This window comes from Streptomyces sp. NPDC091416 (assembly GCF_044756845.1).
GTDB lineage: Bacteria > Actinomycetota > Actinomycetes > Streptomycetales > Streptomycetaceae > Streptomyces.
Map to the genome: position 1 here is coordinate 243,210 of NZ_JBIVTU010000011.1, position 18,703 is coordinate 261,912.

Below are 18,703 nucleotides of genomic sequence, written 5' to 3' on the forward strand. Positions count from 1 at the left end.
ACGAGGAGGCCATTGCCGCTGAGGGACACCAGACCCACCGGCAATGGCCTTCTTCGTATGTGCACGAGGAGAATCTCCATGAACAAGGGCGCGGACGCCGCAACAGGTGACCACAAGCGCGACGACGGCAAGGTGCGCGGACGCTTCATGCTGAAGCTGTCCGGAGAGGCGTTCGCCGGTGGCGGAGGTCTCGGTGTCGACCCCGACGTCGTGCACGCCATCGCCCGCGAGATCGCGGCCGTCGTCCGCGACGGCGCGGAAATCGCGATCGTCATCGGCGGCGGCAACTTCTTCCGCGGTGCCGAGCTCCAGCAGCGCGGCATGGACCGGGCCCGGTCCGACTACATGGGCATGCTCGGCACCGTCATGAACTGTCTCGCGCTCCAGGACTTCCTGGAGAAGGAAGGCATCGACTCCCGCGTCCAGACGGCCATCACCATGGGCCAGGTCGCGGAGCCGTACATTCCGCTGCGCGCCGTACGACACCTGGAGAAGGGCCGCGTCGTCATTTTCGGCGCCGGCATGGGCATGCCCTACTTCTCGACCGACACCACCGCGGCACAGCGCGCCCTGGAGATCGACGCCGAAGCACTGCTGATGGGGAAGAACGGCGTGGACGGGGTCTACGACTCCGACCCGAAGACCAACCCCGGCGCGGTGAAGTTCGACGCGCTGGAGTACAGCGAGGTGCTCGCCCGCGATCTCAAGGTCGCCGATGCCACCGCCATCACGCTCTGCCGCGACAACCAGTTGCCGATCCTCGTCTTCGAGCTGACCACCGCGGGCAATATCGCCCGCGCCGTCAAGAGTGAGAAGATCGGCACGCTCGTGAGTGACCGGGGAACCCGGGCCTGACAACCGGGGGACCGTACCGGGGCGACCCGGTGAGGTCCCGGGGGCGCCCCCGGAAGATGGACAACGGCCTGCCGGTCGGACACCGTGCAGGTGAGGACGCGACGCAGGATCCGCCGGGCCCGAGCACGCCGGGCCCACTCAAGACACGCAGGAGCACGTGGTGATCGAAGAAACCCTCCTCGAGGCCGAGGAGAAGATGGAGAAGGCCGTCGTGGTCGCGAAGGAGGACTTCGCCGCGATCCGCACCGGCCGTGCGCACCCGGCGATGTTCAACAAGATCGTCGCCGACTACTACGGCGCGCTGACCCCGATCAACCAGCTGGCCTCGTTCTCGGTGCCCGAGCCCCGTATGGCCGTCGTGACGCCGTTCGACAAGAGCGCGCTGCGCAACATCGAGCAGGCCATCCGCGACTCGGACCTCGGCGTCAACCCGAGCAACGACGGCAATATCATCCGGGTGAACTTCCCCGACCTCACCGAAGAGCGTCGTCGCGACTACATCAAGGTCGCGAAGACCAAGGCCGAGGACTCCAAGATCTCGATCCGGGCCGTCCGCCGCAAGGCCAAGGAGACGCTCGACAAGCTGGTCAAGGACAAGGAGTCCGGCGAGGACGAGGTCCGTCGCGCCGAGAAGGAGCTCGACGACACCACCGCGAAGTACGTCGCACAGGTGGACGAGCTGCTGAAGCACAAGGAAGCCGAGCTGCTCGAAGTCTGATGAACGACTCCTCCTGGGGCGTCCCGCAGGGCGTCGGTCATCGGGCTGCGCCCGAGATGCGGGCCGCTCCGGCGGGTCCTGCATACAATGTGCATGACGCCCAGCAGACTCGGCCCATGCCCATCGTGCCGGACGTTCCCGACGCAGGTAGAGACGCTGAAGACCGTGATGACCGGGACCAGGGGGCCGGACGCCTGAGCGGCGGCCCCCTGTTCCGCGACGAGAAGCCGCAGGAGCCCATGTCCACCGCGCCACCACCCCCGCAGAAGAAGCGTGCGGGCCGTGATCTCGGAGCCGCCATAGGGGTCGGCGTGGGGCTCGGGGCCGTAGTCGTCGTCTCGCTCTTCATCGTCCGGGCCGTCTTCGTCGGTGTGATCGTGGTCGCCGTCGTCGTGGGCCTCTGGGAGCTCACTTCCCGGCTGGAGGAGCGCAAGGGCATCAAGGCGCCCCTCGTGCCGCTCGCGATCGGCGGCGCCGCCATGGTCGTGGCCGGTTACGCGCGGGGTGCGGAGGGTGCCTGGATCGCCATGGCCCTGACGGCCCTGGCGGTGCTGGTCTGGCGGATGACCGAGCCGCCCGAGGGCTACCTCAAGGACGTCACGGCCGGCGTCTTCGCCGCGTTCTACGTGCCGTTCCTGGCGACCTTCGTCGCGTTGCTCCTGACCGCCGACGACGGGCCGCAGCGGGTGCTGACCTTCCTGCTGCTGACCGTGGTCAGCGACACGGGGGCGTACGCCGTCGGCTGGCGCTTCGGCAAGCACAAGCTCGCACCGCGCATCAGCCCCGGAAAGACCCGCGAGGGCCTCTTCGGAGCCGTGGCCTTCGCGATGGTGGGAGGTGCGCTGTGCATGCAGTTCCTGATCGACGACGGCACGTGGTGGCAGGGTCTGCTGCTCGGCTTCGCGGTCGCCGCCAGCGCCACGCTCGGCGACCTGGGCGAGTCCATGATCAAGCGGGATCTCGGGATCAAGGACATGGGCACGCTCCTCCCGGGGCACGGCGGGATCATGGACCGGCTGGACTCGCTGCTGCCGACGGCGCCGGTGGTCTGGCTGCTGATGGTGATTTTCGTCGGCACCGGCTGAGAAGAACGCCCCGTAACCGGGTGAGTGAGGGTCCGCCGTCCACAGGACGGCGGACCCTCACTGCTGTCTGCGGTGGCGGAGCCGGCCGAACGGGACGACCAGGCGGGCACCCGCGTCACCGTGCGGCCGGGCCGGCGCGCGCATGACCGGCCGCACAGGCCCACATTCGCCGCGCTGCACGCCACCCTTCCGCCGGAGGCGGCCGATACGGAGGACGGTCGCCGTCCGGCCACTCGGTTCCTGCGGGGTGGACGATGCCCGCAGGGCGGAGGGTCCGGCCCCGGCTCATGGTGCGATCCGTCACGACGGTGCTGCCGGACGCAGTGGCCCGATGGCCGCAGGGACAGGCCGGCAGCGGCCGATGCGGGTCCGCGGCAACAGCGCAGGTTCCGGCGGAGCGGGCGACGACCACGAGGACCACAGCGCGTCTGCGACACTGGAAGAACCATGCCTAAGCCCGGAGAACTCACTTTCGTCGCGCCCCGCGGAGCCAAGAAGCCCCCGCGGCACCTCGCCGACCTCACGCCCGCCGAGCGCAAGGAAGCCGTCGCCGCGATCGGCGAGAAGCCGTTCCGCGCCCAGCAGCTCTCGCAGCACTACTTCACGCGGTACGCGCACGAACCGGCGGAGTGGACCAACATCCCCGCCGGATCGAGGGACAAGCTCGCCGAGGCGATGTTCCCCGACCTGATGTCCGTGGTCCGCCACATCAGCTGCGACAACGACACCACGCGCAAGACCCTCTGGAAGCTGCACGACGGGACGCTGGTCGAGTCCGTCCTGATGCGCTACCCCGAGCGCGTCACGATGTGCATCTCCTCGCAGGCCGGCTGCGGCATGAACTGCCCGTTCTGCGCCACCGGCCAGGCCGGTCTCGACCGCAACCTCTCCACCGCCGAGATCGTCCACCAGATCGTCGACGGCATGCGCGCCCTGCGCGACGGTGACGTTCCGGGCGGCCCTGCCCGGCTGTCCAACATCGTCTTCATGGGCATGGGCGAGCCGCTCGCCAACTACAACCGCGTGGTCGGTGCGATCCGCCGTCTCACCGACCCCGAGCCCGACGGTCTCGGGCTCTCGCAGCGTGGGATCACGGTCTCCACCGTCGGCCTCGTTCCCGCCATGCTGCGGTTCGCCGACGAGGGCTTCAAGTGCCGTCTCGCCGTCTCGCTGCACGCCCCGGACGACGAGCTGCGCGACACCCTCGTACCGGTGAACACCCGTTGGAAGGTCCGCGAGGTGCTGGACGCCGCGTGGGAGTACGCGGAGAAGTCCGGCCGTCGCATCTCCATCGAGTACGCGCTGATCCGCGACATCAACGACCAGGCGTGGCGTGGCGACCGGCTCGGCCGGCTGCTCAAGGGCAAGCGGGTCCATGTCAACCTGATCCCGCTGAACCCGACCCCCGGCTCGAAGTGGACCGCCTCGCGGCCCGAGGACGAGAAGGCCTTCGTCGAGGCGATCGCCGCCCACGGGGTGCCGGTCACGGTCCGGGACACCCGCGGTCAGGAGATCGACGGGGCCTGCGGGCAGCTGGCGGCATCCGAGCGCTGAGGCCGGAAACGGCCGTGTAGCCTGGGCTCGAAATCAACTTCATATTCCGACAGGGGAGCGCCACAGCGCTGAGAGTGCGGCACCAAGGACAGGTTGGCCGCAGACCCTCTGAACCTCGCCCGGGTCATTCCGGGTAGGAAGTTCGGACCTTACTCAAGCTGTTGCGCCCTGCCCGCTTCCGGTTCCGACCGGTGCGGGCAGGGCCGCGTCTCTTCCTGGTCACTCCAGGAGGAATCACATGAGCACCACCAAGAAGATCGCGGGGACGGCCGTCGCCGCCGCGCTCGGCGCCACCGCGCTGGCCGGCTGCGGAAGCTCCGACGACTCGGCGTCCGGCTCCACCGGGGGCTCCGGGTCCAAGACGGTGACCCTCGTCAGCCACGACTCCTTCAACGCCTCCAAGGACGTACTGAAGGCGTTCACCGCGGAGACCGGCTACACCGTCAAGGTACTGAAGAGCGGTGACGCCGGTGCCGCCCTCAATCAGGAGATCCTGACCAAGGGTTCGCCGCGCGGTGACGTGTTCTTCGGCGTCGACAACACCCTGCTGTCGCGCGCCCTCGACAACGGCCTGTTCACGCCGTACGCGGCCAAGGGACTTGACCAGGTCGCCGCCGATGTCCAGCTGGACGCAGAGAAGCACCGGGTTACTCCGGTCGATACCGGCGACATCTGCATCAACTATGACAAGAAGTACTTCGCCGACAAGAAGCTCGCGCCGCCGAAGACCTTCGACGACCTGGCGAAGCCCGCGTACAAGAACCTCCTCGTCACCGAGAACGCGGCAACCTCCTCGCCTGGCCTCGGCTTCCTCCTCGGCACCGTCGCCACGTACGGCGAGGACGGCTACCAGGACTACTGGAAGAAGCTGAAGAGCAACGGCGTCAAGGTCGTCGACGGCTGGGAGCAGGCGTACAACGAGGAGTTCTCCGGCTCCGCGGGAGGCAAGAAGGCCAAGGCCGACCGCCCGCTCGTGGTCAGTTACGCCTCCAGCCCGCCCGTCGAGGTGCTGTACGCGGACCCGCAGCCCAAGACCGCCCCGACCGGCGTCGCCACCGGGACGTGCTTCCGGCAGATCGAGTTCGCCGGCCTGCTCGACGGAGCGAAGAACGAGGCGGGCGGCAAGGCCCTGCTGGACTTCCTGATCGGCAAGAAGTTCCAGGAGGACATGCCGCTCAACATGTTCGTCAGCCCGGTCAACAAGGGTGCGAAGGTGCCGGACCTCTTCACGGAGTTCGGTGCCACGGTCGACGAGCCGTCGACCGTCGCCCCGGACGAGATCGCCAAGAACCGTGAGCAGTGGGTCCAGTCATGGTCCTCGCTCGTAGTGAAGTAGCGAAGACTCCCGTACGCGGACCGGGCGCGCGCGGGAAGTCCGCGCGCGCCCGGTTGCTGCGCGGGGGAGCGGTGCGGATCGGTCTGATGGCCGTGCCCGTCGCGTTCTTCGCGCTGTTCTTCGCCTATCCCGTCGTCGCGATCGTCGGACGCGGGCTCAAGGACGGCGGCGTGTGGCAGTTCGGGCGGTTCGGCGAGGTGCTGAGCCGGCCGGACATCCAGCACGTCCTCTGGTTCACGCTCTGGCAGGCCCTCGCCTCGACCGCACTGACGCTGCTGCTCGCGCTGCCCGGCGCGTACGTCTTCGCGCGGTTCGACTTCCCCGGCAAGCAACTGCTGCGGGCGGTCGTCACGGTGCCGTTCGTGCTGCCGACCGTCGTGGTCGGCACCGCGTTCCTCGCACTGCTCGGCCGCGGCGGGTTCCTGGACGAACTGTGGGGGGTGCGGCTCGACACCACGGTGTGGGCGATCCTGCTCGCGCATGTCTTCTTCAACTACGCGGTCGTCGTGCGCACCGTCGGCGGACTCTGGTCGCAGCTCGACCCCCGGCAGGAGGAGGCCGCGCGGGTCCTGGGCGCCGGACGGTTCGCCGCCTGGCGCCGGGTCACCCTTCCCGCGCTCGGCCCCGCCGTGGCCGCTGCCGCCCTCATGGTCTTCCTTTTCACCTTCACCTCCTTCGGCGTCGTCCAGATCCTCGGCGGCCCCGGCTTCTCCACGCTGGAGGTGGAGATCTACCGGCAGACCGCGCAACTGCTCGACCTGCCCACCGCCGCCGTACTGACCCTGGTGCAGTTCGTCGCGGTCGGAGCCGTCCTCGCCGTGCACGCGTGGACCGTACGGCGCCGGGAGACGGCGCTGAGACTCGTCGACCCGGCGCAGACCGCCCGCAGGCCGCGCGGCGCGGGGCAGTGGGCGCTGCTCGGCGGCGTGCTGCTGACCGTGCTGGTACTGATCCTGCTGCCGCTCGCCGTCCTGGTGGAACGGTCGCTCGACGTGTCCGGCGGCCACGGCTTCGCCTTCTACCGTGCGCTCGGATCGGCGGAGGCGAACAGCGGTACGTTCCTGGTCGCCCCCATCGAGGCGATCGGGAACTCGCTGCGCTACGCCCTGGTCGCCACCCTGATCGCGCTGGTCGTCGGAGGGCTGGCCGCGGCGGCCCTGACCAGGAAGGCGGGCCGGCTCGTCCGGGGGTTCGACGCGCTGCTGATGCTGCCGCTCGGCGTCTCCGCCGTCACCGTCGGCTTCGGCTTCCTGATCACTCTCGACGAGCCGCCGCTGGATCTGCGGACCTCGTGGATTCTGGTGCCGCTCGCCCAGGCCCTGGTCGGCGTGCCCTTCGTCGTACGCACCATGCTGCCGGTCCTCCGAGCAGTGGACGAACGGCTGCGCGAGGCGGCCGCGGTGCTCGGTGCCTCGCCGTGGCGGGCCTGGCGTGAGGTGGACCTGCCGCTGGTGCGCCGGGCGGTGCTGGTCGCGGCGGGTTTCGCGTTCGCCGTGTCGCTCGGCGAGTTCGGCGCCACGGTCTTCATCGCACGGCCCGACAACCCGACGCTCCCGGTGGCCGTCGCCCGCCTGCTGGGCCGGTCCGGGGAGCTCAACTACGGCCAGGCGATGGCCCTCAGCACCATCCTGATGCTCGTGTGCGCGGTCTCGCTGCTGCTGCTCGAACGTATCCGCACCGACCGATCCGGGGAGTTCTAGAGATGCTGACACTCGAATCGGCCACCGTACGCTTCGGTGACCGCGCGGCGCTCGACGCAGTGGACCTGGAGGTCGCCGAGCACGAGATCGTCTGCGTTCTCGGGCCGAGCGGCAGCGGGAAGTCCACGTTGCTGCGGATCGTCGCCGGACTCCAGCAGGCCGACGGTGGACGGGTACTGCTCGACGGAGCGGACCAGGACGGCGTCCCGGTGCACCGGCGTGGCCTCGGACTCATGTTCCAGGACCACCAGTTGTTCCCCCACCGCGATGTCGGCGCCAACGTCGCCTTCGGGTTGCGGATGCACGGCGTGAAGCGCACCGAGCAGGACCGCAGGGTCGCCGAACTCCTCGACCTGGTGGGTCTTCCCGGTGCCGAACGGCGCGCCGTCGCCGCGCTCTCGGGCGGCGAACAGCAGCGCGTCGCCCTCGCCAGGGCCCTCGCCCCCCGCCCCAAGCTCCTGATGCTGGACGAGCCCCTGGGCCAACTGGACCGCAGTCTGCGCGAACGCCTCGTCGTCGAACTGCGCACGCTCTTCGGCCGCCTGGGCACGACGGTGCTCGCCGTCACCCACGACCAGGGCGAGGCCTTCGCCCTCGCCGACCGCGTCGTCGTGATGCGTGACGGGCGCATCGCCCAGGTGGGCACGCCCCTGGAGGTCTGGCGGCGCCCCGCCTCGGCCTTCGTCGCCCGGTTCCTCGGCTTCGACAACGTGGTGGACGCCATGGTCACCGGCGACGTCGCGATCACGGAATGGGGCAAGGTGCCGGTGCCGGCGGGCTCGCCCCAAGGGGCGTGCGATCTGCTGGTGCGGCCCGCCGGAGTCCTGATCGGCGGCCCGCAGAACGGCCTGCGCTGCACCGTGGGCGCGCGCACCTTCCGCGGCAACCACGTCGCGGTGAAACTGCACCCGGAGCGCGGCCCCGTCCTGGACGCGGAGTGCGCGCTGGACAGCACTCCGGACGAGGGCGCGCAGGTCAAGGTCGCCTTCGCCGCGGCGGAGAGCGTCGTGCTGCCTGCCGTACGGTGACGCGGCTCCGCTCACTCACCGGCCCGAACGGGGACGTGGCGGCCGCATCCCGGCCGCACCGGACCCGGCCACGACCAGCCCCATTTCGTACGCGAGGATCACTGCCTGAGCCCGGTCCCGCAGTTCCATCTTCGCGAACAGCCGGTTGATATGTGTCTTGACGGTGTGTGTGGTGATCGTGAGCCGGTCGGCGATGTCCGCGTTCGACTGACCCCGGGCGATCAGGACGAGCACCTCGACCTCCCGGGTGGTCAGGCCTTCGACGGAGCGTGCGGGAGGAGCGGCGATCCGCTGCCGGGTGAACTCAGCGATCAGCCGCCCGGTGATGTGAGGGGACAGCAGGGCCTGCCCCTCCGCCACGACGCGCACAGCATGCAGTAGTTCGGGGAACGTCGCGTCCTTCAGCAGGAATCCGCTGGCCCCGGCCGTCAGGGCTTCGTACACGTACTCGTCGAGCCCGAACGTCGTCAGCATCAGGGCCCTGGTGGCACCGTCGGAGGAGGCGATGATCTCCCGCGCCGCCTCGATGCCGTTCAGCCCCGGCATGCGGATGTCGAGCAGCGCCAGGTCGGGTCGCTGCTCGGCGGCGATCCGGACGGCCGACGCCCCGTCCTCCGCCTCGCCGACCACCTCGATATCGGGCTGCGTGGCCAGCAGCCCCGCGAAAGCGGTTCGCACGACGGCCTGGTCATCGGCCACCACCACCCGGATCACCACGGGAGTTCCGCCTCGACGAGAAAGCCGCCGGCGGGACCCCGGCCAACGGTCAGGCTCCCGCCGAGCAGGGCCGCCCGTTCGTTCATCCCCACCAGCCCGTGCCCGGTGCACCCGCCCGGCGGTCCGCACGGCCCCGGCCCGTCGTCACCGACCCTGAGCCTCAGCAGATCGGTTCCGTAGGCGAGTTCCACCACGGCCCGTGCCCCCGGGGCGTGGCGGCGCACGTTGGTCAGCGCCTCCTGCACGATACGGAAGGCGGACAGCTCCCAGGACGGGGGAAGCTCCGGCTGCCTTCCGCTGATGCGCAGCTCGGCCGTGCCGCCCACCGCCCGGTGCTGGTCCACCAGACCGCCCAGCCCGGCCAGCGTCGGCTGCGGAGCCGTCGCCGTCCCCGGCTCCCGGTCGGTCCGCAGCACACCGAGCATCCGTCGTAACTCGGTCATCGACGCACGTGCCGTCCCCGCGATCTGCTGAAAGGCGTCCCTGGCCTGCGGGGAGAGCCCGGGGGTGGTGTAGGTCGCCCCCTCGGCCTGCACGGCGATCATGGACACGGAGTGGGCGATCATGTCGTGCAACTCCCTGGCTATGGCGGCCCGCTCCGCCTCGGCCGCCTGCCGGCGCTCCATCATGAGCAAGCGGGACTGCGCGGCCGCCCGCTCCCGCCGGGTCTCCTCCCGGGCGCGCACCGCGTCGCCCATGCTCACCGCGCCCAGGATCACCACCGTCAGGGCCAGCGTCTCGGCGTACAGCCCGAGGCTGAACCGGTCGGCGCCCTGGAGGACGGGCAGCCCCGGCGATCCGTCGCGTGCCCAGTGGTCGATGTGCACGAGGTTGACCGTGAGCGAAGCCAGCGCACCGCCGACCACGAGCAGGGCCGGGTGCTGCACGCGGTGGCGGCCCAGGGTGTAGCTGCCGATCAGGGTGCCGGCCACGGTCGCGTACGCCATGTTGCCGTCGGTCCCGAAGCTGAGCAGGGCCGCGCCCACCGTCAGGAACGCGACGGCGGGCCGGGCGACCCGCCACATCAGCGAGGCTGTGCAGACCAGCACCCCGAACGAGGTGATGGCCGATCCCGGTACGGTGATCAGCTCGACCGCCGCGAACAGCGTCAGCGCACCTCCCGTCAGCCAGGGATACACAGGCGCGGACGCCCACCCGCGCACGCGCAGGCGGATCTGCTGGACCCGGGCGCGGGACGTGATCGTGCTGCTCATACCGGGAATTGTTCGGCACGCAGGCCTCTGGGCGCATCGGATCAGGGGTGGAATTCGACCTCGTCCGTCATGCCACGGGTTGAGAGCGAACACCGGATCCCGGTGTGACGCGCCGCGCGTGTGCCGTTCCTAGCCTCGGGATCATGGACGCAACAGCTGATTCCGTGACGGCTGCCGACGCCGCGGTCACCGCTCGGCACGGCACCCGTGCGGAGCGGTTCGGCCAGGGCGCGCTGCCCGGGGCGGGCGTGTGGGCGGGCTGTGCGGCGGCGGCCCTGCTCCTTGCACTGTGCTCCGGCCTGGCCCCGCACCGAATCTGGGGTGTGCCGGCCACCGTGGGGTACGCCGGGGCCGCGTGGGCGGCCGCCCGTGGGCGGCGTCGTGCGGCGGTCGTGGGCGCGGCCGGCTTCGCCGTGGGGCTGCCGCTGCTGATGCTCGTCCTCATGGAACGGGCGCAGCTGGAGGTCGAGGTCGTCGCGCGCTCGGCGCACGCGCTGCTCGCGACCGGCTCCCCGTACGCCCCCGATCCGGTGGCGGTGGCGGACTTCGATCCGTATCTCCCCGCCATGTCGGTCTTCGGGATCCCGCAGGCCCTTCTCGGCGCGGGCCCGTTGACCGATCCCCGGCTGTGGACCGGAGCCGCCTTCCTGGGGGCGCTCGCGCTCTGCGCCGGGCGGTCGTCGTCGCTGCTTGTCCTGGCCGCCTGCCCCGTCGTCGCCCTGCCGCTGGCGGTGGGCGGCGTCGATCTTCCCGTGGTCGCGTCGATGTGTCTGGGCCTTTCGTCGGCCGGGCGGGGAAGGCCCGTCGCTGCAGGGCTGGCGATCGGATTCGCCGCAGCTCTCAAATGGACGGCCTGGCCCGCGCTTCCGGTGGCCGTCGCGCTCCTGGTGTCGATGCGGCAGAAGGGTGCGGCGCTGCGCTGCGCCCTCGTAGCGATGTCCCTCACGGCGGCGCTCGTGCTCCCGGTCGCCCTGCGCGATACGTCGTCCTTCGCCGAGCACGTGGTCGCCTACCCGCTGGGACTGACCGATGCCCTCTCACCGGCCGCCAGCCCCTTCCCCGGACATCTGCTCGCGGCCGGGGTGCCCGGAGGCCGGACGGTCGCCCTCGTGCTGCTGCTCTGCTGCGCCTTGGCGGTGGCCGGTTCGCTGATCGTCCGGCCACCCGGAACGGCGTCCGACGCCGCGCTTCGGCTGGCCCTCGGCCTGTGCCTGGCGATCGCCCTCATGCCCGCCACCCGGTTCGGCTACCTCGTCTATCCGCTCGTCCTCACCGTCTGGGCCGTGTCGCAGCGCGACCGGGCACCGCACGACGCGGCGGCACGGCCCCAAGGAGCGCCCCGATGACCCGCACGCTCGTCGTCACCAATGACTTTCCGCCCCGCCAGGGCGGCATCGAGACGTTCGTTCATGCCATGACCAGCCGGTTTCCCGACGATTCCGTGATCGTCTACACCTCGTCCGAACCCGGAGGCGCCGCGTACGACGCCTCGCTTCCGTATCCGGTGATCCGTGACAGGGCCCGCATGCTGCTGCCCACGCCGTATGCCACGGGCCGGGCCGTCGACCTGGCCCGGCGGTACGGCTGTGACCGGGTCTGGTTCGGGGCGGCCGCGCCCCTCGCCCTGATGGCGGAGCGGCTGCGCCGGGAAGCCGGAGTGCGTCGGATCGTCGCCACCACCCACGGCCATGAGGTGTGGTGGGCCCGCGTCCCTGGCACCCGCGCCCTCCTGCGGCGGATCGGGGCGGTCACGGACACGGTCACTCATCTGGGAGAGGCGACCCGGATACCTGTCGCCACCGCCCTCGGGCCGGTCGCCGCGCGTCGGATGGTGCGCCTGGTGCCCGGCGTGGACGCCGAGGCCTTCCGCTCCCGCTCCGGGGCGAGTGCCGTCCGCCGACGCTACGGACTGGCCGGGCGGCCAGTGATCCTCTGCGCCGCGCGACTGGTGGCCCGCAAGGGCCAGGACACCCTGGTGCGTGCGCTGCCGGCGGTTCGCCGCGCGGTGCCCGGCGCGACCCTCCTGCTGGTCGGCGACGGCCCCCACGCGGCGACCCTGCGTCGTACGGCGGCCGCGGCCGGACTCGGGGACGCGGTCGTACTGGCGGGCGGGCACCCGCACGCGACGATGCCGGGGTTCTACGCAGCGGCCGACGTCTTCGCGATGCCCTGCCGCACCCGGCGCCACGGTCTGGAGTTGGAGGGCCTGGGGATCGTCTTCCTGGAGGCCGCGGCGGCAGGCCTGCCGGTGTTGGCGGGGGACTCGGGAGGTGCGGCGGACACCGTGCGCGACGGGGTGACGGGACATGTGGTCGACGGACGTGACGTACCGGCCGTCGCCGCCCGGCTCATCGGCCTCCTGCGCGACCGGGACGCCGCCGCCGCGATGGGGAGGGCAGGGCGTGAGTGGGTGCGGACGGAGTGGGGCTGGGACGCGACGTACGAGCGGCTGGCCGGGCTCCTGGCCGGGCGCGCGCAGCGGTGAGGCCGCCCGCAGCCGGTGAGCCACCTCGGCACGAGTGCTGGGTTGCCTGCTGGGCCCGCCGGCTGTCGAAGATCTGTGAACGAGGAGACCGTGCCCAGGAGTTCACGGGCCCTTGCCCAGCATCGCGTCGGGATGCGAGGCCGTGCAGGCGCCGAGGTTCGCCGCCTTTACCGCGCCCGGCCCGCTGTCGGTGGCCACCGGCAGCGGCGGGGATGCTCTGGCGGGTTCCGTACACCGTCATGCTGCGGACCGGCCGGGGAGCATGCCCCGGCCGGAACCCGTTCAGGCGGTCAGCGGCAGCGCGGCCAGCTCGGCGATCGCCCAGGTCAGCGGAGCGAACACGAGAAGCAGGGCGGCAGCGCGCAGCGCCGTCGCCGCGCGCAGCGCCGAGGCCGGGGCGCCGAGCCGCAGCAGCGCCCGAGCCGTCTCGGCACGGGCCTGCTTCGCCTCCAGCGCGGAGGTCAGCAGCGTCGCGGTGGTGCAGCCGATGACGAGTACGGCGCCGAGTGCGGTGAGCGGGCCGAAGGGCCGCGGCCCCGTCCCGTACAGCGCGAACGCGGCGATGACCGCGGAGAGGACCGCGCAGACGACTCCCAGCGGCCGGCCGATCCGGTGCGCCTCGTTCATCAGGACGCGGCCCGCAAGCAGTCGTACCGCTCCCGGACGCACCGCCTGGAGCAGCCGCCCGCACAGATACGTCAGTCCCGGGCCGGCCGTGGCGAGACCGATCGCGGTCAGGGTCCATCCCACCAGGACCCAGGCGGGTGTGGAGTCGAGCTTGCCGGGGAGCGGGAAGGGGCTGCCGGACGAACCGCGGTTCGCGTACGCCTCGACGGCGAGTCCGGCGGCGGTCAGGGCGACGCCCCAGGGCAGCCCGGCGGGCGGCGCGGCCGGAGCCGGGACCTGCTCCTCGGGCAGCAGGTCGTCCGCGTCCTCCGGCGTGCCGGTGGCCCGCACCGGGGCGGTGCGCAGCGCCAGCGCGCTCGCCGTCGCGGCGGCCGCGGGCACCAGGGTCAGCAGGACGAGGGCGGCGGCCAGGGGCAGCGGTGCCCCGGCGCCGAGCAGGCCGGCCGCGGCGCCGTCGAACGGCAGCCCGGACAGGTCGCCGCGCAGGTGGAGGAAGAAGAGCAGCGCCACCATCGAGCCGAGGGTGCAGGAGACGGCGGTGGATACCGCGGCGAGCGCGCTGAGCCGCACGGGCCCGAGGCCGACCGCGGACAGTCCGGCGCGCGGGCGGGTGCTCGGGTCGGTACGCGCCACCGCGACCGCGAACTGCACCGTGGCGGCCAGCGGCACGAAGCACCACAGCAGCCGCAGTACGGAACCGGCGGAGTGTGCCGGATGCCCGGAGGCGTAGCCGAGCGTGCACAGCAGGAGGAAGCCGACCCCTGCGGAGGCGGCCGCCACCAGCAGCCGCCGCATCAGGACCAGTGGGTGGGAACCGCGGGCTAGACGGAGAGCGAGCACGCCGCGCGGCCCTCCGTATCGGCCTCGGCGGGCAGGGCGACCGTGGCGACCCGGCGCCCGTCCAGCAGCGGCACCACACGGTCGGCGAGCGCGGCGATCTCCGCGTCGTGCGTGGCGAGCACCACCGTGATGCCGTGCGAGCGGGCCGCGCTGGTGAGGGTGCGCAGGACGTGAGCGCGGTCGGTGCGGTGCAGCGTGGCGGTCGGCTCGTCGGCGAAGATCACCGAGGGCGCGGCGGCCAGTGCGCGGGCGACCGAGATCCGCTGCCGCTGGCTCTGCTGAAGTGTGTGCGGCCGCTTCCGGGCGCACATGCCGATGTCGAGGCGTTCCAGCCACTCCATGGCGGCCTTCTTGGCCTCCCGGTGACCGGTGCCGCGCAGCAGCAGGGGCAGGGCGGTGTTCTCCCAGGTGTTCAGTTCCGGGACGAGCTGGGGTTCGGGGGCGATCCAGCCGAACTTGTCGCGGCGCAGCCGCTCCCGCAGCCGCGGACCCATGGTGTGGACGGGGACGCTGTTGAACCACACCTCGCCCTGCTGGGGGACCAGCTGGCCGGAGAGACAGTGCAGCAGGGTCGTCTTGCCGCTGCCGCGCGGACCGGTCACCGCGAGGATCTCGCCGTCGCGGATCCCCAGGGAGACCCCGCCGAGCGCGGGTGAACCGTTGTGGGAGTGCTGCAGGGAACGTGCCCAGATCACGTCGTTGTCCGGCGGGGCCACCATGGCGTACACCTCGGTTCAGATCAGATATCCCGTTCCCCCGTACGGGGGAACGAAGGCGGGGCCGATCGGTCACTCGGCACCGTAGGGATTCGGACCGCGGTGTGCGCACAGCACGCGGCCCGGGTGCGCTTCTTCCCACTCGAATGGGCGCATCCGGGCCGCGTGGACCGTATGAAATGACCGCTGGAGTGCCGTCGGGGGACGGTCAAGCGGTGGTCAAGCCGGTGCCGGCCGCTCGGCCGTCCGGCCTATCGGTCAGAGCTTCGTCCAGGCCTCCGTCAGGACGGACCGCAGGATGCCCTCGATCTCGTCGAACGTGGACTGGTCGGAGACCAGCGGCGGGGCGAGCTGGACGACCGGGTCGCCGCGGTCGTCGGCCCGGCAGTAAAGGCCGTTGTCGTACAGCGCCTTGGAGAGGAAGCCGTACAGGACGCGCTCGGTCTCCTCGTCGGTGAAGGTCTCCTTGGTGGCCTTGTCCTTCACCAGCTCGATGCCGTAGAAGAAGCCGTTGCCGCGGACGTCGCCGACGATCGGCAGGTCGTGCAGCTTCTGCAGTGTGGTGAAGAAGGCGTTCTCGTTGTCGAGGACGTGCTGGTTGAGGCCCTCGCGCTCGAAGATGTCGAGGTTGGCGAGGCCGACCGCCGCGGACACGGGGTGGCCGCCGAAGGTGTAGCCGTGCAGGAAGGTGTTGTCGCCCTCGTAGAACGGCTCGGCGAGCCTGTCCGAGATGATGCAGGCACCGATCGGCGAGTAGCCCGAGGTCATGCCCTTGGCGCAGGTGATCATGTCCGGCACGTAGCCGAACTTGTCGCAGGCGAACATCGTGCCGAGGCGGCCGAAGGCGCAGATGACCTCGTCGGAGACGAGCAGCACGTCGTACTGGTCGCAGATCTCGCGGACGCGCTGGAAGTAGCCGGGCGGCGGCGGGAAGCAGCCGCCCGCGTTCTGTACGGGCTCCAGGAAGACGGCCGCGACGGTGTCCGGGCCCTCGAAGAGGATCTCCTGCTCGATCTGGTCGGCGGCCCAGCGGCCGAAGGCCTCCGGGTCGTCGCCGAAGAGCGGGGCGCGGTAGATGTTGGTGTTCGGCACCTTGTGAGCGCCGGGGACCAGCGGCTCGAAGGGGGCCTTGAGGGCCGGCAGGCCGGTGATGGACAGGGCGCCCTGCGGGGTGCCGTGATACGCGACCGCACGCGAGATGACCTTGTACTTGGTCGGCTTGCCCTTGAGCTTGAAGTACTGCTTGGCCAGCTTCCAGGCGGTCTCGACGGCCTCGCCGCCACCGGTGGTGAAGAAGACCTTGTTGAGGTCGCCCGGGGCGTAGTCCGCGAGGCGCTCGGCCAGCTCGACGGCCTTCGGGTGGGCATAGGACCACACCGGGAAGAAGGCCAGCTCCTGGGCCTGCTTGTACGCGGCCTCGGCGAGCTCGTGCCGGCCGTGGCCGGCGTTGACGACGAACAGGCCGGACAGGCCGTCGAGGTAGCGCTTGCCCTGGTCGTCGTAGATGTAGGTGCCCTCGCCACGCACGATGGTGGGAACGCTTGCGTTCTCGTAGTCCGACATGCGGGTGAAGTGCATCCACAGGTGGTCGTACGCGGTCCGGCTGAGGTCCTTGCTCACGGCTATCGGGTTCCCCACATATAGGTCTGCTTCTTGAGCTTGAGGTAGACGAAGCTCTCGGTGGAGCGCACGCCGGGTATGGCCCGGATGCGTTTGTTGATCGTCTCCAGCAGGTGGTCGTCGTCCTCGCAGACGATCTCCACCATCAGGTCGAAGGAGCCCGCGGTCATCACCACGTACTCGCATTCGGTCATGGCCGACAGTGCTTCCGCGACGGGGTCGAGGTCCCCGTCGACGTTGATTCCGACCATGGCCTGGCGCCGGAACCCCACGGTGAGCGGGTCGGTGACGGCGACGATCTGCATCACGCCCTGGTCGAGCAGCTTCTGGACGCGCTGTCGCACGGCCGCCTCGGAGAGGCCGACGGCCTTGCCGATCGCGGCGTACGGGCGACGCCCGTCCTCCTGGAGCTGCTCGATGATTGCGAGGGACACGGCATCGACCGCTGGGGACGATCCGTTCCCGGTCCTGGAGTCTGCGCTGCGACTGGCCACAGAGCCACTCTGCACCGGGACTCGTCTGTCTCGCAACCCTTAATCGATGAAATTCGTTGTTGAAGAGCTCTGATCGCACTGAATCCGAAGTTCGCGGCGGTTGGGTATGTCGAAACCGTTACCCATGCGACTAGGCTGGACGTCTCACCCATTGGACGTGTCGACAGGAGGGGTGGTTGTGACCACCGAGGTGCGCCGTCTGCGCAACTACATCAATGGCGAGTTCCGGGACGCTGCCGACGGGCGGACCATCGATGTGGTCAATCCGGTGACGGAGGAGGTCTACGCGACCTCTCCGCTGTCCGGCGAGGCCGACGTCGATGCCGCGATGGCCGCCGCCGCTGCCGCCTTCCCCGCGTGGCGCGACGTGACGCCCGCCGAGCGCCAGCGCGCCCTGCTGAAGATCGCGGACGCCTTCGAGGAGCGAGCCGAGGACCTCATCGCGGCCGAGTCCGAGAACACCGGCAAGCCGGTCGGGCTGACCCGCACCGAAGAGCTCCCGCCGATGGTGGACCAGATCCGCTTCTTCGCGGGCGCCGCCCGGCTGCTGGAGGGCCGCTCGGCCGGCGAGTACATGGAGGGACTGACCTCCATCGTCCGCCGCGAGCCGGTCGGTGTCTGCGCGCAGGTCGCGCCGTGGAACTACCCGATGATGATGGCCGTCTGGAAGTTCGCTCCGGCGCTCGCCGCGGGCAACACCGTCGTCATCAAGCCGTCCGACACGACCCCGGCGTCCACCGTGCTGATCGCCGAGATCATCGGGCAGATCCTGCCCAAGGGCGTCTTCAACGTCATCTGCGGCGACCGCGACACCGGCCGCGCGATGGTCGAGCACCGGACCCCGGCCATGGCCTCCATCACCGGTTCGGTCCGGGCCGGCATGCAGGTCGCCGAGTCCGCCGCCAAGGACGTCAAGCGGGTCCACCTGGAGCTCGGAGGCAAGGCTCCCGTCGTCGTCTTCGAGGACACCGACATCGCCAAGGCCGTCGAGGACATCTCGGTCGCCGGCTACTTCAACGCCGGGCAGGACTGCACGGCCGCGACCCGCGTGCTCGTCCACGAGTCGATCCACGACGAGTTCGTCACGGCGCTGGCCAAGGCCGCGGCCGACACGAAGACCGGCCTGCCGGACGACGAGGACGTGCTCTACGGCCCGCTCAACAACGCCAACCAGCTCGCGCAGGTCAGCGGCTTCATCGAGCGGCTCCCCGCCCACGCCAAGGTCGAGGCCGGCGGCCACCGGGTCGGCGAGAAGGGCTACTTCTACGCCCCGACCGTCGTCTCCGGGCTCAAGCAGGACGACGAGATCATCCAGAACGAGGTCTTCGGCCCCGTCATCACGGTCCAGTCCTTCTCGGACGAGGCCCAGGCCCTGGAATGGGCGAACGGCGTCGACTACGCGCTCGCCTCATCGGTGTGGACCAAGGACCACGGCCGCGCCATGAGGATGTCCAAGAACCTCGACTTCGGCTGCGTGTGGATCAACACCCACATCCCGCTCGTCGCCGAGATGCCGCACGGCGGGTTCAAGAAGTCCGGCTACGGCAAGGACCTCTCCGCCTACGGCTTCGAGGACTACACCCGCATCAAGCACGTCATGACCTCGCTCGACGGCTGACCTTCGCTCCGTCCGTCACGGATACGGCCCCGGGCGCACTGTGCGAGTGCCCGGGGCCGTATCCGTGCCCCGTCCCCGCGCCGGACCCTCGACAAG

At 70.7% G+C, this 18,703-nt stretch carries 16 protein-coding genes and 1 riboswitch; of the genes, 10 read left to right on the forward strand and 6 right to left on the reverse strand.

Annotation, left to right across the window (positions count from 1 at the left end; all coding sequences use genetic code 11):
- Positions 1-78 precede the first annotated feature (78 nt).
- From pyrH to ACIQMX_RS29900, 7 genes are all read left to right on the forward strand, one after another.
- A complete protein-coding gene (pyrH, locus tag ACIQMX_RS29870) occupies positions 79-855 on the forward strand; it encodes a UMP kinase (protein ID WP_363071896.1) in 777 nt (258 codons plus the stop codon).
- A 160-nt stretch (positions 856-1,015) separates the two neighbouring features.
- Positions 1,016-1,573 (forward strand): ribosome recycling factor, encoded by a 558-nt coding sequence (gene frr, locus ACIQMX_RS29875; RefSeq protein ID WP_030928366.1) that lies wholly within the window; start codon positions 1,016-1,018, stop codon positions 1,571-1,573.
- Positions 1,573-2,658, forward strand: a complete 1,086-nt coding sequence (locus ACIQMX_RS29880) for a phosphatidate cytidylyltransferase (protein WP_363071894.1) — start codon at positions 1,573-1,575, stop codon at positions 2,656-2,658. Before frr ends, ACIQMX_RS29880 begins: the two co-directional genes overlap by 1 nt.
- Positions 2,659-3,105: 447 nt before the next feature.
- Positions 3,106-4,212: a 23S rRNA (adenine(2503)-C(2))-methyltransferase RlmN gene (rlmN, locus tag ACIQMX_RS29885; RefSeq protein WP_363071892.1), complete on the forward strand. Its 1,107-nt coding sequence runs from the start codon at positions 3,106-3,108 to the stop codon at positions 4,210-4,212.
- Positions 4,213-4,253: 41 nt separating this feature from the next.
- Positions 4,254-4,370, forward strand: a riboswitch (TPP riboswitch).
- 80 nt (positions 4,371-4,450) lie between these two features.
- Entirely contained in the window at positions 4,451-5,548 is a 1,098-nt protein-coding gene (locus ACIQMX_RS29890; protein WP_402482680.1) for a thiamine ABC transporter substrate binding subunit, read from the forward strand.
- Between the two features lie 86 nt (positions 5,549-5,634).
- Positions 5,635-7,248: an iron ABC transporter permease gene (locus ACIQMX_RS29895; RefSeq protein ID WP_363071888.1), complete on the forward strand. Its 1,614-nt coding sequence runs from the start codon at positions 5,635-5,637 to the stop codon at positions 7,246-7,248.
- Between the two features lie 2 nt (positions 7,249-7,250).
- On the forward strand, positions 7,251-8,276 hold the full coding sequence (locus ACIQMX_RS29900) for an ABC transporter ATP-binding protein (protein ID WP_363071886.1): 1,026 nt from the start codon (positions 7,251-7,253) through the stop codon (positions 8,274-8,276).
- Between the two features lie 15 nt (positions 8,277-8,291).
- Here the strand turns inward: ACIQMX_RS29900 and ACIQMX_RS29905 are convergent, their stop codons facing one another.
- A complete protein-coding gene (locus ACIQMX_RS29905; protein ID WP_363071884.1) occupies positions 8,292-8,993 on the reverse strand; it encodes a response regulator transcription factor in 702 nt (233 codons plus the stop codon).
- Positions 8,987-10,207 carry a histidine kinase gene (locus tag ACIQMX_RS29910; RefSeq protein ID WP_363071882.1) on the reverse strand — a complete coding sequence of 407 codons (1,221 nt, stop codon included), beginning with the start codon at positions 10,205-10,207 and terminating at the stop codon, positions 8,987-8,989. The genes ACIQMX_RS29905 and ACIQMX_RS29910 overlap by 7 nt, the downstream gene beginning before the upstream one ends.
- Positions 10,208-10,350: 143 nt before the next feature.
- Between ACIQMX_RS29910 and ACIQMX_RS29915 the strand changes: the two genes are divergently transcribed.
- Both ACIQMX_RS29915 and ACIQMX_RS29920 read left to right on the forward strand, forming a co-directional pair.
- Complete coding sequence (locus ACIQMX_RS29915; protein ID WP_363071880.1) at positions 10,351-11,553, forward strand: glycosyltransferase 87 family protein; 1,203 nt, start codon at positions 10,351-10,353, stop codon at positions 11,551-11,553.
- Positions 11,550-12,692, forward strand: coding sequence for a glycosyltransferase family 4 protein (locus ACIQMX_RS29920; protein WP_402482685.1), 1,143 nt, complete (start codon positions 11,550-11,552; stop codon positions 12,690-12,692). The genes ACIQMX_RS29915 and ACIQMX_RS29920 overlap by 4 nt, the downstream gene beginning before the upstream one ends.
- Before the next feature lie 282 nt (positions 12,693-12,974).
- Here ACIQMX_RS29920 and ACIQMX_RS29925 read toward each other — a convergent pair whose 3' ends face one another.
- The 4 genes from ACIQMX_RS29925 to ACIQMX_RS29940 all read right to left on the reverse strand — a co-directional run bounded on the left by ACIQMX_RS29925 (position 12,975) and on the right by ACIQMX_RS29940 (position 16,989).
- A complete protein-coding gene (locus ACIQMX_RS29925; protein ID WP_363071876.1) occupies positions 12,975-14,159 on the reverse strand; it encodes a hypothetical protein in 1,185 nt (394 codons plus the stop codon).
- Positions 14,141-14,878: an ATP-binding cassette domain-containing protein gene (locus ACIQMX_RS29930; protein WP_363071874.1), complete on the reverse strand. Its 738-nt coding sequence runs from the start codon at positions 14,876-14,878 to the stop codon at positions 14,141-14,143. Before ACIQMX_RS29930 ends, ACIQMX_RS29925 begins: the two co-directional genes overlap by 19 nt.
- Positions 14,879-15,133: 255 nt before the next feature.
- A complete protein-coding gene (locus ACIQMX_RS29935; RefSeq protein WP_363071872.1) occupies positions 15,134-16,513 on the reverse strand; it encodes an aspartate aminotransferase family protein in 1,380 nt (459 codons plus the stop codon).
- Positions 16,498-16,989, reverse strand: a complete 492-nt coding sequence (locus tag ACIQMX_RS29940) for an Lrp/AsnC family transcriptional regulator (protein WP_361452509.1) — start codon at positions 16,987-16,989, stop codon at positions 16,498-16,500. The genes ACIQMX_RS29935 and ACIQMX_RS29940 overlap by 16 nt, the downstream gene beginning before the upstream one ends.
- A gap of 178 nt (positions 16,990-17,167) precedes the next feature.
- On the opposite strand from ACIQMX_RS29940, the gene ACIQMX_RS29945 reads away from it, so the two are divergent.
- A complete protein-coding gene (locus ACIQMX_RS29945) occupies positions 17,168-18,607 on the forward strand; it encodes a gamma-aminobutyraldehyde dehydrogenase (protein WP_363071870.1) in 1,440 nt (479 codons plus the stop codon).
- Positions 18,608-18,703 lie beyond the last annotated feature (96 nt).